11 protein-coding genes are annotated in these 14,217 nt (G+C 72.5%); 6 read left to right on the forward strand and 5 right to left on the reverse strand.

Going from position 1 to position 14,217, the window contains the following annotated elements; translation table 11 throughout:
• The first annotated feature begins 2 nt into the window (after positions 1–2).
• The 4 genes from mtrB (at position 3) to hpf (ending at position 5,164) form a co-directional block, all read left to right on the forward strand.
• The gene (mtrB, locus tag ACFYPR_RS07725) at positions 3–1,760 is read left to right on the forward strand and encodes an MtrAB system histidine kinase MtrB (protein ID WP_355063071.1); all 1,758 of its coding nucleotides are present in this window, start codon (positions 3–5) and stop codon (positions 1,758–1,760) included.
• Complete coding sequence (locus ACFYPR_RS07730) at positions 1,757–3,574, forward strand: LpqB family beta-propeller domain-containing protein (protein ID WP_354859043.1); 1,818 nt, start codon at positions 1,757–1,759, stop codon at positions 3,572–3,574. The genes mtrB and ACFYPR_RS07730 overlap by 4 nt, the downstream gene beginning before the upstream one ends.
• A 4-nt stretch (positions 3,575–3,578) precedes the next feature.
• A complete protein-coding gene (locus ACFYPR_RS07735; RefSeq protein ID WP_387258994.1) occupies positions 3,579–4,286 on the forward strand; it encodes a ComF family protein in 708 nt (235 codons plus the stop codon).
• Between the two features lie 245 nt (positions 4,287–4,531).
• The gene (hpf, locus tag ACFYPR_RS07740; RefSeq protein ID WP_354859047.1) at positions 4,532–5,164 is read left to right on the forward strand and encodes a ribosome hibernation-promoting factor, HPF/YfiA family; all 633 of its coding nucleotides are present in this window, start codon (positions 4,532–4,534) and stop codon (positions 5,162–5,164) included.
• A 63-nt stretch (positions 5,165–5,227) separates the two neighbouring features.
• Here hpf and ACFYPR_RS07745 read toward each other — a convergent pair whose 3' ends face one another.
• Complete coding sequence (locus tag ACFYPR_RS07745) at positions 5,228–6,343, reverse strand: GNAT family N-acetyltransferase (RefSeq protein ID WP_387258996.1); 1,116 nt, start codon at positions 6,341–6,343, stop codon at positions 5,228–5,230.
• The gene (locus ACFYPR_RS07750) at positions 6,340–7,491 is read right to left on the reverse strand and encodes a GNAT family N-acetyltransferase (RefSeq protein WP_363935258.1); all 1,152 of its coding nucleotides are present in this window, start codon (positions 7,489–7,491) and stop codon (positions 6,340–6,342) included. Before ACFYPR_RS07750 ends, ACFYPR_RS07745 begins: the two co-directional genes overlap by 4 nt.
• Before the next feature lie 168 nt (positions 7,492–7,659).
• Here ACFYPR_RS07750 and secA point away from each other — a divergent pair, with 168 nt between their 5' ends.
• Positions 7,660–10,587, forward strand: coding sequence for a preprotein translocase subunit SecA (gene secA, locus ACFYPR_RS07755; protein ID WP_354859054.1), 2,928 nt, complete (start codon positions 7,660–7,662; stop codon positions 10,585–10,587).
• A gap of 265 nt (positions 10,588–10,852) precedes the next feature.
• Here the strand turns inward: secA and ACFYPR_RS07760 are convergent, their stop codons facing one another.
• Both ACFYPR_RS07760 and ACFYPR_RS07765 read right to left on the reverse strand, forming a co-directional pair.
• A complete protein-coding gene (locus ACFYPR_RS07760) occupies positions 10,853–11,434 on the reverse strand; it encodes an Rv3235 family protein (RefSeq protein WP_355063077.1) in 582 nt (193 codons plus the stop codon).
• Positions 11,435–11,674: 240 nt separating this feature from the next.
• Positions 11,675–11,902, reverse strand: a complete 228-nt coding sequence (locus tag ACFYPR_RS07765) for a helix-turn-helix transcriptional regulator (RefSeq protein ID WP_387258998.1) — start codon at positions 11,900–11,902, stop codon at positions 11,675–11,677.
• Positions 11,903–12,116: 214 nt separating this feature from the next.
• Between ACFYPR_RS07765 and ACFYPR_RS07770 the strand changes: the two genes are divergently transcribed.
• Positions 12,117–12,626, forward strand: coding sequence for a DUF6912 family protein (locus ACFYPR_RS07770; protein WP_355063079.1), 510 nt, complete (start codon positions 12,117–12,119; stop codon positions 12,624–12,626).
• Positions 12,627–12,730: 104 nt separating this feature from the next.
• On the opposite strand, the gene ACFYPR_RS07775 is transcribed toward ACFYPR_RS07770, so the two are convergent.
• On the reverse strand, positions 12,731–13,828 hold the full coding sequence (locus ACFYPR_RS07775; protein ID WP_355063081.1) for a hypothetical protein: 1,098 nt from the start codon (positions 13,826–13,828) through the stop codon (positions 12,731–12,733).
• Positions 13,829–14,217 lie beyond the last annotated feature (389 nt).

Here is a 14,217-nt window from a genome sequence, read left to right on the forward strand (position 1 = left end):
CTGTGTCGACCTCGCCGCCCCCGCACCCCCAGACCACGGCAGCCCGCCGGCTCAACGCCGGCCGGGACCTGTGGCGCGCGCTGAGTGGCCGGGGCGCGCGGCTGGTGGCCCGGGCGCACCAGACCTGGCGCCGCTCGCTCCAGGTCCGGGTGGTGACCATCACGCTGGTCGCCTCCAGCCTGCTGGTGGGCGGTTTCGCGTACCTGATCGCTGACAAGATCACGACGATCCTGCTCGACAACGCCCGCACCGACGTCCAGTTGCGGGTCAAGGGCGGCGCGGGCTACGCGGCCAAGCAGGTCTCCCTCTACGGTCAGCCGCAGGAGGCGCAGCTTCAGGAGACCATCGAGGGCACGGTCAACTACCTGGCCGGCGGCGACCCACAGCAGACCAGTGGCGTGGTGGTGGCCATCACCGCCGCCGACTACCCGACCGTGATCCAGACCCGCACAGCGCCGGCGGTCAACGTCCAGCCCCTGCTCAGCAAGGAGCTGCGAGCCGCGGTCGCCAGCGGCAAGGTGGCCAGCCAGATCCAGACCGGTCGGCTCACCGGCGAGCCGACGAAGTACCTGGTCTACGGCTCGCCGGTGCCGACCCGCTTCGGGCAGATCGAGCTCTACTACCTGGTGCCGCTGACCCGCCAGGACGCTACCGCCGCGGACGCCCGAGCCACCGTCGTCGCCACCGGCATCGCCCTGGTGGTCCTGCTGGGTCTGCTCGCCGCCCTGGTCACCCGGCTGGTGGTCAACCCGGTCCGGGTCGCCGCGCGTACCGCCCAGCGGCTCTCCGCCGGCCTTCTCGACCAGCGGATGGTGGTCAACGGCGAGGACGACCTCGCGCTGCTGGCCGCCTCGTTCAACCAGATGGCGACCAACCTGCAACGGCAGATCCTGCGACTGGAGGAGATGTCCCGGTTGCAGCGCCGGTTCACCTCCGACGTCTCGCACGAGCTGCGGACCCCGTTGACCACGGTCCGGATGGCCGCCGACCTGATCTTCGCCGAGCGCGACGAGTTCGACCCGGCGGTGGCCCGCAGCGCCGAACTGCTCCAGGCCGAGCTGGACCGTTTCGAGGAGCTGCTCACCGACCTGTTGGAGATCAGCCGGTTCGACGCGGGCTTCGCCATGCTGGACGCCGAGCCGACCGACCTGGTGCCGGTGGTGCACCGGGTGGTCGACCGGTTGGCCGGCCTGGCCGAGCGGGTGGGCGTGGAGATCGAACTGGACCTGCCGAGCACGCCGGCGATCGCCGAGGTCGACCCCCGCCGGGTCGAGCGGGTGCTGCGCAACCTGGTCGGCAACGCCGTCGAGCACGGCGAGGCCCGGCCGGTGCTGATCACCCTCGGCATCGACGACACCGCGGTGGCGATCACGGTCCGCGACCACGGGGTGGGGCTGAAGGTGGGTGAGGAGAAGCTGGTGTTCAACCGGTTCTGGCGGGCGGATCCGTCCCGGGCCCGGCAGACCGGCGGCACCGGGCTGGGTCTGTCGATCAGCCTGGAGGACGCCCGCCTGCACGGTGGTTGGCTGGAAGCCTGGGGAGCGCCCGGGCAGGGCGCCCAGTTCCGGCTCACCCTGCCGGCCCGCGCCGGTGACCGGCTCACCACGTCGCCGCTGCGGCTGGTGCCCGCCGACGCGGCGCTGCCGTTCGGCGGCCCCCGCGACGGCGGCCCGCTGGCCATCGGGCCGGGCACCGGTGGAGCGCTGGCGATCGGCCCCGCGCCAGCGGGGGACGGCCAGCGGGCGGAGGTGCGCTCGTGAGGGCTCGACCACTGCTGGGCGCCCTCGGCGCGGCGCTGCTGCTCAGCGCGGGTTGCGGCATCCCGGCGTCGTCCGACGTGCGGGTGGACGGCAAGGCCGGCACGGCGACCGAGGCCGGGTCGAGCAACGGCCGAAGCAGCGAACCCCCGTCGCGTACGGCCAGCGGCAGCGACAACGAGGCGTTCGTGCGTAACTTCCTGTCCGCCGCCGCCGGTGAGCCGGACCGGGCGTACGAGCGGGTGAAGGCGTTCATCGCCCCGGAGCACAGGCTCCGCCTGCAGGACAAGAAGGGCAGCGAGGTCGCGCTGACCGTGGTCCGGCTGCGGGAGTCGGTCTTCACCTTCAACAGCGACTCGACCACCACGGTCAAGATCTCGGTGCAGCAGATCGGTGTGCTGCGGACCAACGGCACTCTGGCGCCGCCGGTGGCGACCGAGACCGAGTACGAGTTCCGGCTGCGCAGCGCCTCGCTCGGCGGCGCCGACAACGACGAGCGCGCCGGCCAGTACGTCCTCGACCCGCCGAACGTGCTGCTGCTCAGTGACGTCGCCCTGCAGCAGTACTACCAGGACGAGTCGATCTACTTCTGGAGCTCCGACCGCACCCGGCTGGTGCCCGACCAGCGTTATCTGCCGTTCGCGGTGCCGGACGAGCGCCGGGTCAACGAGGTCGTGCGTTGGCTGGTCGGCGGCCCGTCCGACTGGCTGCGGCCGGGCGTCGTCGGTCTGCCCGACGGCACCGAGCTGATCAACAACGCCACCGGCGCGAACAACCGCTGGGAGGTCAACCTGGACATGTCCGGCGACGACCAGAACCGGGTCGACCAGGTGATCACGCAGCTCGCCTGGTCGCTGGGTGACCTGCCGGGCGAGCTGGAGCTGAAGATCCGCAACAACTCACAGCCCGTACAGGACCTCAACGAGCGCCGGCTGGCCCAGCCGCTCTACCCGGTGCGGGAGGGCCCGCAGCGGTTCGGCGTCTACGAGGGCGCGATCCGTCCGCTCGACTTCGTCGGCGAGCCCGGCGGTGTCGTGCCCCTGGCGGCCGAGGTCAACCGCAACATCGTGTCCGCCGGCCTCGCGCGGGGCGCCAACCGGGTCCTCGCCGCGATGGTGGTGACCAGCGGCAAGGACCGGCAGCGACTCGCGGTGGGCGCCGGCGCGGACACGGTGGCCGCGCTCAACCGCGGCGACACGGAGTACGCCTCGATCAGCCGCCCGGTGTGGCTGCGTACCGTCGACTCCCGCCCGGCGCAGGGGCTGGTGGTGGCCGACGGTCGCCTCTACCGCTTCGACGAGGCCGCCCGCATGTCGGAGGTGCCGCTGAACCTGCCCTCGCCGCAGGTCACCGCGGTCGCCGCCGCGCTGGACGGTCAGCGGGTCGCGTTGGTCGCCGGCGGCCGGCTCTACGTCGCGGCGATCAACCTGGACGGCGCCGGGAGCGGGATGTCCGTCGGCCCGCCCCGGGCCCTGGTCACCTCGCTGACCGGTCTGACCGCGGTGGACTGGATCGGCGAGGATCGGCTGGTGGTGGCCGGGTCGGCCGGCCAGCCGGCGATCTACGAGATCAGCGTCGACGGGGCGCTGGAGACCCCGCTGCGCACCGACGTGGGCGCCAAGGTCAACCACCTGACGGCGTACCCCACCAACCGCAGCGTGCGCGTGCCCACCGGGGCGTACATGTACGAGGCGAACAAGGTGGCGTACCGCAGCAGCCCGTTCGAACGGATCGAGCCGGAGAGTGTGCGCGACGTCCCCGCGCCGCCGGCCGGGGTCCGGCCGAGCAACCCGTCTGCCCCGTTCTTCCTCTACTGACGCCGTGCGGGGGCTCTGGGCGGACCTCGCCGACCTGGTCCTGCCCGCGGACTGTGCCGGCTGCCGGGAGCGGCACGCCGTCCTGCGGCACGGCTTCTGCCCCGCCTGCGTGACGGCGCTGGGCCTGTTGCGTCCCCGGACGGTCCGCCCCACTCCCGCCCCGGCGGGGCTGCCGCCCTGCGTCGCCCTCGGCCCGTACGCCGGCCCGCTGCGTGAGGCCCTGCTGGCGTACAAGGAGCACGGCCGGCACGGTCTGGCCCGCCCGCTGGGCGCGCTGCTGGCCGAGGTGGTCGTTGCGGCGGTCGGCGGAATCCGCCCGCTGGAGTTGGTGCCCGTGCCCGACACCGCCGCGGCGGCCCGCGCCCGCTACGGCGACCACCTGGACCGGTTGGCCCGGCACTGCGCGAGCCGGCTGCGTCGGGGCGGCTGGCCGGCGCGGGTGCACCGTCCGCTGCGCGCGCTGCCCCGGCCGGACTCGGTGACGCTGGACAGCGCGGGCCGCGCCGCAGCGGCCGAGGCGGCGTTCCGACCCCGGTCCGGCGCGTCGGGTGGGCATCGCCGGGCGGGCGGCGCCCCCGTCGTGGTGCTGCTGGACGACATCGTCACCACCGGCGTGACCCTGGCCGCGGCGGCCCGGGTGCTGACGGCGAGCGGGCGGCCACCGGGTGTCGCCGCGGTGCTCGCCGCGACCGAGAAAAGGCACCAGTTGTAACCGACCGTGTTTCCGTTTCACCCGTTGGTGTATGAGGTGCGAAAAATCCCGGGCGGTCTTGGCAACATGGGGTGACTGCCGGGCGAACAGGAGTTAGCGTTTCGCTGTCAGGGGTAGGAGGTCGTTCCATCCCGCCCCCGGCGGTGAGAGGAGGCGTAGCCGTACTGACCGGTCGACGCCAGCGGGTCTCCCCACGGCGCGCGGCCGGGCCACCGGATCGAAGACGTCCGAACAAGGGAGGTCACGTGGACATCGTGGTCAAGGGCCGCAACGTCGAAGTGCCGGACCATTACCGGGTACACGTAGCCGAGAAACTCGCAAAGGTCGAACGCTACGACCATAAGATTATCCGCGTCGATGTCGAGCTGTTTCACGAGCGCAATCCGCGCCAGGCCGACCACTGCCAGCGGGTGGAGATCACCTGCATTTCCCGGGGCCCCGTGATTCGGGCCGAGGCTTGCACGAACGATTTCTACAGCGCGCTCGACGCCGCCATCGCGAAGCTCGACACCCGGCTACGCCGTGCGGCGGACCGCCGCCGCGTACACCGTGGTCGGCACGCGCCGATCTCCGTCGCCGCCGCCACCGCCGACCTGCCGGTCACGGATCTGGTGGCCGCCCCGCTGTCCGCGCCGGGCGCTGGCGCCCGCGCCGGCACCGCCGTGGCGGAGCGGGTCGAGGAGGAGCACGACCAGCCGTGGCACATCGCCCGGGAGAAGGTGCACCCGGCGGAGCCGATGACGATCGACGACGCCCTGTTCCAGATGGAGCTGGTCGGCCACGACTTCTACCTGTTCCAGGACAAGGAGACCGGCCGCCCCAGCGTCGTCTACCGACGCCACGCCTACGACTACGGCATCATCTCGCTCGACACCTGAGCCGGGCCTGACCCGCGCCGAGCACCGGGTTGTGGTGGGCGACCGCCACAACCCCGTGTCTCGTCAGCGCAGGTCGGCCGGCAGCAGGGCGAACGTCAGGTCGTCGAGGCGAGCACCCGCCAGGCCGGGCAGGCGACCGCGTAGCAGGGCCTCGCGCTGGAAGCCGACCCGCTCCAGCACGCGATGCGAGGCGGTGTTCTCCGGCACGGTGCCGGCGGTCAGCCGGGCGATACCAGCCAGGCCGAACGCCCAGTCGGCGAGCAGCCGGACCGCCCGGGTGGCATGGCCGTGCCCCCGCCAGCGCGGGAGCAGCGCGTAGCCGATCGACGCCTCACCACTGGTCACCTCGGTGTACGACAGACCGCAGCTGCCCGCCGGCTCGCCGGTGGCCACGTCGACGATCAGCAGCCGGGCGATGTCTCCGGTCAGCCATGCGCTCTCCGCGAGCCGGCAGCGCCGCTCGATCGCCTCGGGCGTCGGTGGCACCGGCGGGGCCTGGTTGGCGACCACCTCCGGCCGGCTGTGCAGCCCGTACATCATCTCCGCGTCGTCCGGCGCGAGGCGACGCAGCGCCACCACCCGATCGGTGAGCACCCCGTCGGGCAGGTCGGGCAACAGCCGGGGGGTCGGGCCGGGGGGATCGTCGGCGAGACGTACCCAGGTCAGCAGATCGTGCCGGCCGCCGTCCCGGCGCTGCCCGGCCGACCGACGCAGGCCCTCGTACCGGAAGCCGGCGGCCAGTGCGACCCGCTGGCTCGCCGCGTTCTCCAGCTCGGTGAGCAGCTCCAGCCGGAGCGTCCCGGCGCCGAAGGCGTGCTCGCTCAGCGCGCGGGTCGCGGCCGTGGCCACCCCGTGCCCCCGCGCCGCAGGCCGCAGCCAGTAGCCGATCTCCGCCTGACTCCGGCCGGGCACCGGGTTGCTCAACCCGGCCCCGCCGAGCAGCCGGTCGGTGGCCGGGTCCGCGATGGCGTACGCGGCGCCGCCGCCGGCCCAGACCGCCGGTGCGCCGGCCTCGACCCACCAGTGGGCGTCGACCTCGGTGTACGGGGCCGGCATGCTGGACACGAACCGCTGGCTGAGCGGGTCCGCGCAGCCCTCGACCAGGTCCGCGATGTCGCTGGCCCGAAACGGCCGAAGCCGCACCCCGTGCGCCTCGACGACTGGCGGTGCCCCGGTCATGCCAGATCCCCGGCGAGCAGCGCGGCCACCCAGGTGTCGACCCGCTCACCCCGGTGCTGGACCCCGCCCCGAGCGGTCCCCTCGAATGTGAAGCCCGCCTTCTCGGCGGCCCGCCGGGAGGCGGTGTTGCCCACGTTCGCCTTCCACTCGATCCGGGCCAGTCCCAGCGTGGTGAAACCCCAGGCGCTCAGCGCGATCAGGGCGGCCGGCAGGTGACCCCGCCCGCGGGCGGCCGGGGCGGTCATGAAGCCCACGTCCGCGAGCAGCGGGTCGGCGGGGGAGAGCCGCAGGTCCAGAGTGCCGACGTACCGGTCGTCCGGGTCGGCGATCACGAAGCAGGCGGAGTCCCCCCGGGCCCAGGCGCCCTGGGCGTAGTCCCGGTACCCCTGCGCGTCGGAGCGGTCGTACGGATCCGGAACGGTGGTCCACCGGATCGTCTCCGGGTCCCGGCAGGTCTGCACCACGGCGTCCAGATCGTGTTCCTCCATCGGTCGCAGCCGCAGCTCAGCGGCCGCCGAGGTGGCGAACAGGGTCGGCTGTGGGCGGCCGAAGACGGCGGCCCGGCGGGCGACCAGGGTGCCGGGGTCGGCCGGCCCGGTCGATCCGGGTTCGGGCACCTCGCCGGGCAGCAGCGAGCCGATCCAGCCGTCCGAGCCGCCGTCCGGCGCCGGGTTCGCCTGCCGCAGCCGGCCGTCGATCCGGAACCCGGCCCGGAGCGCGACCAGCCGGGAGGCGTGGTTACCCACCTCGGCCTGCCAGAGCAGCCGGCGCAGCCCCAGCTTCTCGAAGGACCAGCGGGCGACCGCCCGGGTGGCCCGGACGGTCACGCCCCGGCCGCGCGCCCACGGGGCCGTCCAGTAGCCGATCTCACCGGTGCCGGCACGGTCGATGGAGATCAGCCCGCACGAGCCGAGCAGGTCGCCGGTGGCCGCGTCGCAGACCGCGAACGGCGCCCCGGTGCCGTCCGCCCAGGCTTGCGCGCTCAGCTCCGTGACGAAACCGCGGGCGTGTTCGCGAAGGTATGGGCGCGGTACGGTGGTCCAACGCTGAATGTCCCGATCCTGGCAGGCGCGGTGTACGCCGTCGGCGTCCGCCTCCCGCCAGGGTCGCAGCAGCACGCCGTCCTCGACGATCTCCACAGGCTCCACCCGTGCATCGTGCCGGAACGTTCGCCGAAGGCGTAACCGGATTACGTCCCGGGCGGAACCCGTGCGCGAATTATGTCGGGTTCGGCGGGGTGGACCGCCGCCACCAGTGACCATCGCGCCGATGGAGCGCCTACGATGGTTCGAGACTGTCTAGGGGAGCGTTGATCCGTGTCGATTCTGGAAAAGGTCCTTAATGCGGGCGAGGGCCGCATGGTGCGCCGGCTCAAGGCCATCGCCGCCGCCGTCAGCTCGATCGAGGACGACTACGTCAACCTCACCGACGAGGAACTGCGCGGTATGACCGAGCAGTTCCGGGAGCGGCTCGCCGACGGTGAGACCCTCGACGACCTGCTGCCGGAGGCGTTCGCGGTGGCCCGCGAGGCGGCCGCCCGGGTGCTCGGCCAGCGGCCGTACGACGTCCAGGTGATGGGCGGCGCCGCGCTGCACTTCGGCAACATCGCCGAGATGAAGACCGGTGAGGGCAAGACGCTGACCTCGGTCATGGCCGTCTACCTCAACGCGCTCTCCGGCGACGGCGTGCACGTGGTCACCGTCAACGACTACCTCGCCCAGCGCGACGCGGCCTGGATGGGTCGCGTGCACGAGTTCCTCGGGCTGACCGTCGGTGTGGTGCTGCCCAACCGGCCGGCCAGCGAGCACAAGGCCGCCTACGAGTGCGACATCACGTACGGCACCAACAACGAGTTCGGCTTCGACTACCTGCGCGACAACATGGCCTGGTCGAAGGACGAGCTGGTGCAGCGCGGCCACAACTTCGCGGTGGTCGACGAGGTCGACTCCATCCTGATCGACGAGGCGCGCACCCCGCTGATCATCTCCGGTCCGGCCGAGCACTCCGCCCGCTGGTACGGCGAGTTCGCCGGCGTCGTGGCCCGGCTCCAGCCCGGCACGGACGGCGAGGGCGACTACGAGGTCGACCACTCCAAGCGCACCATCGCGGTCACCGAGCGCGGCGTCGCCAAGGTCGAGGACCGGCTCGGCATCGACAACCTGTACGAGTCGGTGAACACCCCGCTGGTCGGCTACCTCAACAACGCCATCAAGGCCAAGGAGCTCTACAAGCGCGACAAGGACTACATCATCAGCGACGGTGAGGTCCTGATCGTCGACGAGTTCACCGGGCGCATCCTGCACGGCCGTCGCTACAACGAGGGCATGCACCAGGCGATCGAGGCCAAGGAGGGGGTGGAGATCAAGCAGGAGAACCAGACCCTGGCCACCATCACCCTCCAGAACTACTTCCGCCTCTACAACAAGCTGTCCGGGATGACCGGTACGGCGCAGACCGAGGCGAGCGAGTTCAACAAGGTCTACAAGGTCGGCGTCGTGAGCATTCCGACCCACCGCCCGATGGTTCGCGAGGACCGGCCGGACGTCATCTACAAGACGGAGAAGGCCAAGTTCAACGCCGTCATCGAGGACATCGCCGAGCGGCACCAGATGGGCCAGCCGGTGCTGGTCGGCACCGTCTCGGTGGAAAACTCCGAGATCCTCTCCCAGCTGCTGCGCCGCCGGGGCATCCCGCACAACGTGCTGAACGCCAAGTTCCACGCCCGGGAGGCCGAGATCGTCGCCCAGGCCGGGCGTAAGGGCGCGGTCACCGTGGCCACCAACATGGCCGGCCGCGGCACCGACATCCTGCTCGGCGGCAACCCCGAGTTCCTCGCGGCGAACGAGCTGCGCCAGCGCGGTCTCGACCCGCTGGAGAACGAGGAGGACTACGCCAAGGCGATGGAAGAGGTCCTGCCCACCTGGAAGCAGGCCTGCGACGCCGAGGCGGACGAGGTCGCCGCCGCCGGTGGCCTGTACGTGCTGGGCACCGAGCGGCACGAGTCCCGGCGGATCGACAACCAGCTGCGCGGTCGCGCCGGCCGGCAGGGCGACCCGGGCGAGTCCCGCTTCTACCTGTCCCTGCAGGACGAGCTGATGCGACGCTTCCGGGCCGGCGCGGTCGAGGCGGTGATGGAGCGTTTCAACATCCCCGAGGACGTGCCCATCGAGTCGAAGATGGTCACCCGTCAGATCAAGAGCGCCCAGGCCCAGATCGAGGGTCAGAACGCCGAGATCCGCAAGAACGTTCTGAAGTACGACGAGGTGCTCAACAAGCAGCGCCAGGTCGTCTACGCCGAGCGGCTGCGGGTGCTCAACGGTGAGGACCTCTCCGACCAGGTCCGCAACATGATCGACGACACCGTCGAGGCGTACGTGCGGGGCGCCACCTCCGAGGGCTACGGCGAGGACTGGGACCTCGAGCAGCTCTGGTCCAGCCTCAAGCAGCTCTACCCGGTCGGCGTGACGATCGAGGAGCTGGAGGAGGAGGCCGGCGGTTCCCGGGCCGGCATGGACGCCGACTTCCTGGTCGCCCGCCTCAAGGAGGACGCGAACGCCGCGTACGACCGCCGCGAGGAGCAGCTCGGCACCGAGGGGGTGCGCCAGCTCGAGCGGATGGTGCTGCTCCAGGTGATCGACCGCAAGTGGCGCGAGCACCTCTACGAGATGGACTACCTCCAGGAGGGCATCAACCTCCGGGCGTACGCCCAGCGCGACCCGGTGGTGGAGTACCAGCGCGAGGGCTTCGACATGTTCGCCACCATGATGGAGGGCATCAAGGAGGAGACCGTCGGCTTCCTCTACAACGTGGACGTCCAGGTCAACGAGCCGGAGCCGGCCGCCGACTCGGAAGAGGTCACGCTGCTCGACAAGCCGGTGGAGATCCGGGCCAAGGGTCTCAACCGCTCGCCGCAGCGGCAGGGTCTGCAGTATTCGGCTCCGACCATCGACGGTGAAGCCAGCCCCGGCGCCGTCAACGTCGAGCAGGAGCAGCAGCAGGCACCGGCGCTCGGTGTGGGCCGGCCGGTCCAGAGTGCGCCGGCAGCCCCCGGGCGGAGCGCGCCGTCGGCCCCGCAGCGGCCGGCCTCCGGGCTGCGTGGCCCGACGCTTCCGACCGCCGGGTCCCGACGTCCGGTCCCCAACCAGGCCGACGCCGGCAACGGCCCGTCCCGCAACGCGCCGTGCCCGTGTGGCTCGGGCCGCAAGTACAAACGCTGCCACGGCGCCCCCAACGGCGGCAACTGACCGATCGCACGTCCCGATGGGCCCTGGCCGACGAGGCCGGGGCCCATCGGCGTCCCCACCCCCGCATCCCGCCACCGACGCCCGTGGCCGGGTGGCCGTGGCTGAGGGGCCGGGTCGCCCGTGGCCGCGCGGCTCGTGGCCTGCGGCGGGGTGGCGGGGTGGCGGGAGATCAACTCGGCTTCCTGGAAGTCGGGGTGTCAGCGCCAGGTTGATACCGCGACTTCCTGGAAGTTGAGTCGATCAACGCAGAGCAAGCGGCGGGTTGTCAGAGGACGTGCAGGGCCGTGCACAGCCAGCGGCCTCGCCGGTGTTCCAGGCGTAGCGCCATGGCCCAACTCCGGCCACCGGCGCCGCTCACCACGGCAGCCGCTTCCACAGCGGCTTCCCGAGGCTCGCACACCCGCATCCGGAGCAGCCGTAGAGCCGGCCGGGTTGCCCGACGGCGAGCCGGCCCGGCCCGCCCGGTCGCCCGGGCGAGTTCGGTGAGCAGTTCGACGGCCCGGCCCGGGTCGAGCAGCGGGCGTACCTGGGCCGGCGAGCGGTAGCCGTTGACCACCTCCAGGCAGGTGCCGACGAAGCGGTGTGCGGCCCGGGTCGCCTCGGGCGCGGTCGCCGGTGGGAGTGGCGCACCCGGGTGGCTGGCCGGCCGCGAAGGAGTACGGCGTGGGGTCGCGCGACGCTCCGCCGGCCGGACCGGATCCGGTCGTGTCGAGGCGAACAGGTCGAGGGCGAGCTGGCCGTGGGTCGGCCCCGGCCAGTACGTCTCGTCCGGGTACGGCGGATCGATGGGCGGGACGGGGCGCAGGCGCACAGGTGGCCGGGAGGGACCGGGTCGCCGCTCGCTCATCGCTGCTCCCTTTGATCTTGCGTTTGCCTTCGTTTGCCTCCGGCTGACTCGATTCTGCGCGACAGAACGGCCTCGGTCAATGCCTGCGGCGACGGACGCGTCGCCCACGGGCATGATCCACTCGGGTTCGCCGACATCGCGGTATCCCGGCGGGCCGGACAGCCCCATTTCGGCGATACGGAGTGGATCACGCGGGTCGGGGCGGCAGGTGGCAGGCGCGTCGGGCGGCGCTGCCCGGACCTACTCCGGATCGCGGTCGACGAGGGGGTTACCGCGTACCCAGTCGGCGGTTTCGGCGTACTTCTGCGCGATGTACTCCTCCAGCCGGGCGCGTTCGACCCGCCACTGACCGCGTCCGCCGATCTTGATCGCCGGCAGTTCCCCGCTGCGGACCATGTGGTAGACCTGCGAGTCCGACACGTTCAGCTCGACGGCCACGTCGGAGAGCAGCAGGAACCTCGGCTCCACGGAAACTCCCGGGGTTGACGTCGTTTGCATCAGTTTGCCATCGGTAGGGCTCACCGCCCAGCATCCCCGGCCCGGCGGCGGGCCAACCAGCGCCGGACACACCGGCGGGAAACTTCCACCGGCCGGAGGCGGGGTGTATGACGGTCACGGCGTGCGGCATGATCTGCGCCCGTGCCGGCTGCCGCCGGCACAGGACCGAGCGGGGAGACGACCGGTGACCGACGAGCTTGTCCGGGTGTACGTGCCGGCGACCGTACCCATGCTGACCCGCCTGCGCGAGCAGGGGCTGACCGCCGACCGGGCGCATGCGGTGACGCCCGCGCTGCGCGAGTGGTACGCCGAGGGTGACGAGGAGGAGTTGGAGTACGTCGCGTTCACCCGGGCTGCCCAGGACGCGCTGCACCTGCTCAGGGCCGATCCGGCCGCGCCCCGCCGCCGCGTGGTCGTCTCGGTCGACCTGCCGCCCGCCGCGCTCGGCCGTGGCGATGGTGAGCTGGGGTCCAGCTTGGTGACGTTGGCCGACACCGTGCCGGTGGGGGCCGTCGCGGCGATCCACGTGGACGGCGCGGACGCCGTCGAGGAGGTCGCCGCCGCGGCCGACGTGGTGGCCGAGGCCGCTGCCGGTGACCCGGACGCCCAGTTCACCGTCGACGGGGCCGAGGATCACGAGCTGGAGTGGTACGACGTGACCGAGCTGGACCTGCTGCTCCGCGCCACCGACTGAGCCAGCAGCAAACAGCGGGCCGCCCGCGCTCAGGCGACCGGCCAGCGCTCAGCAGGCCGGCCAGCGCTCAGCAGGCCGGCAGCGAACAGGCGAGCCGGTAGCGGTCACCGGGCCGGGTCGACATCGACGGCGTCGTGAGCGGTCGTGTCCGCCTCGTCCTCGTCCTCGTCGGTGTCGGTCTCGTTCCTGGCTGTCGGCGGCGTGGTGCCGGGACCGTCGGCCACGGCCGGGTCGTCGTCGGTGTGCGCCGGGCCGAGCGTGCGGCCGAACGCGATGAGCGCGGTCAGCGCCCCCACGAAGAGCATCCAGATGCCGTTGTCCACCCGCGAGGTGCCCAGCGACGTCTGCGCCACCGCGTCCGCCTCGCTGAGCGCGCTGGCCAGGTCCAGCAGCGACCGGCCGCCGATTCGGATGATCACCTCGGCGAGCAGCAGGAGCAGGCCCGGCCCGGCGCCGGCGAGCAGGTAGGCCGGCCAGCGCAGCGCGGGCGTCTGCGGATCGCGCCGCAGGGCTCGCCGCCGTGCCCAGGTGAGGTAGCCGAAGGCGAGCAGCCCGGCCAGCAGACCGGCGATGAGGGACTCGGTGCGCGACACCCACTTGGCCGCGTCGACAAGCGACTGCTGGCTGTCGCCCGCGCCGAACAGGTCGAACAGCGGGTCCCGGGCACGACTGAACGCCACCACGAAGACCAGCGCGCCCAGCGCGGCGGTCACCACCGCGCCGACCGCCGGGGCCGTTCGCGCGCCGGCGATCGCCCCGCCGATGATCGCGGCGGCCGCCGTGGTCCCGGCGATCACGTTGGTGGTCGAGGTGTCGAAGTAGGTGAGGTTGATCGCCAGCGCGGCGATCAGCCCGACCACCATGCCCGCGCCGATCGCACCGACGAAGCGCAGGGTCGCCCCGTCGCCGTACCGCCGGGTCAGCAGGTTGCCGCCGGCCAGGGCGGTGGCGGCCCCGGCCACCAGCGCGGCCGAGATCACACCGGGCAGGGCGAACGCGGAGAGGCTGATCGCGGTGATGCCGGCCGCCGCCGAGGTGATGGCCTCCCGGGTCGACCAGAGCATGGCGGCCAGCCAGCCGAGCGCCAGCAGCGCGAGCACGGCCGCGCCGGGCGCGAACACCGGTCGGCCGCCGGGGGAGGCCGCGTCGACCGCCGGCTGGTCCGACTCCGCGGCTGGGACGCGGCCGGGCTGCTTGGTCATCGTCTCCCCTTCGAGGCGCCAGGTCACCGACCATTCAGGGTACGCGGACCGCCGCGACCCCCACCGAACGAGCCACACCCCACGGCTACGCCCAGCCAACACAGCCGAGCCATCACGGAGAAGTCGAGTGGCATCAAACTGCCCCGGGGACGGCTGCAGCTCCGCAAGACGGTCGGCGCGTCGAGGCGTACCCCCGAAGGAACCGCGACGGAGGCGCGGACCGCGACCAACGTCGGGGCTGGGGCGAGCGTCCCCGGCGGAGGGATCAAGCCTGACCGCCCGGAGCCGGGGACGGTCGCCCCAGCCCCGCCACCGTGAGCGGTAAGGGGAGCAGGCCCAGTCGGTCCTTCGCGATCGGGTGACGGCGGCAGCAGTGCCAGCACCTTCGC

Origin of the sequence: Micromonospora sp. NPDC005254 (assembly GCF_042872525.1) — a bacterium.
Classification (GTDB): domain Bacteria; phylum Actinomycetota; class Actinomycetes; order Mycobacteriales; family Micromonosporaceae; genus Micromonospora.

Bases quoted from the DNA above. Each gene is read 5' to 3' on its own strand.
- ACFYPR_RS07760 (WP_355063077.1), bottom strand. From the start codon at position 11,434: ATGAGCGAGCGGCGACCCGGTCCCTCCCGGCCACCTGTGCGCCTGCGC.
- ACFYPR_RS07745 (WP_387258996.1), bottom strand. From the start codon at position 6,343: ATGACCGGGGCACCGCCAGTCGTCGAGGCGCACGGGGTGCGGCTTCGG.
- ACFYPR_RS07775 (WP_355063081.1), bottom strand. From the start codon at position 13,828: ATGACCAAGCAGCCCGGCCGCGTCCCAGCCGCGGAGTCGGACCAGCCG.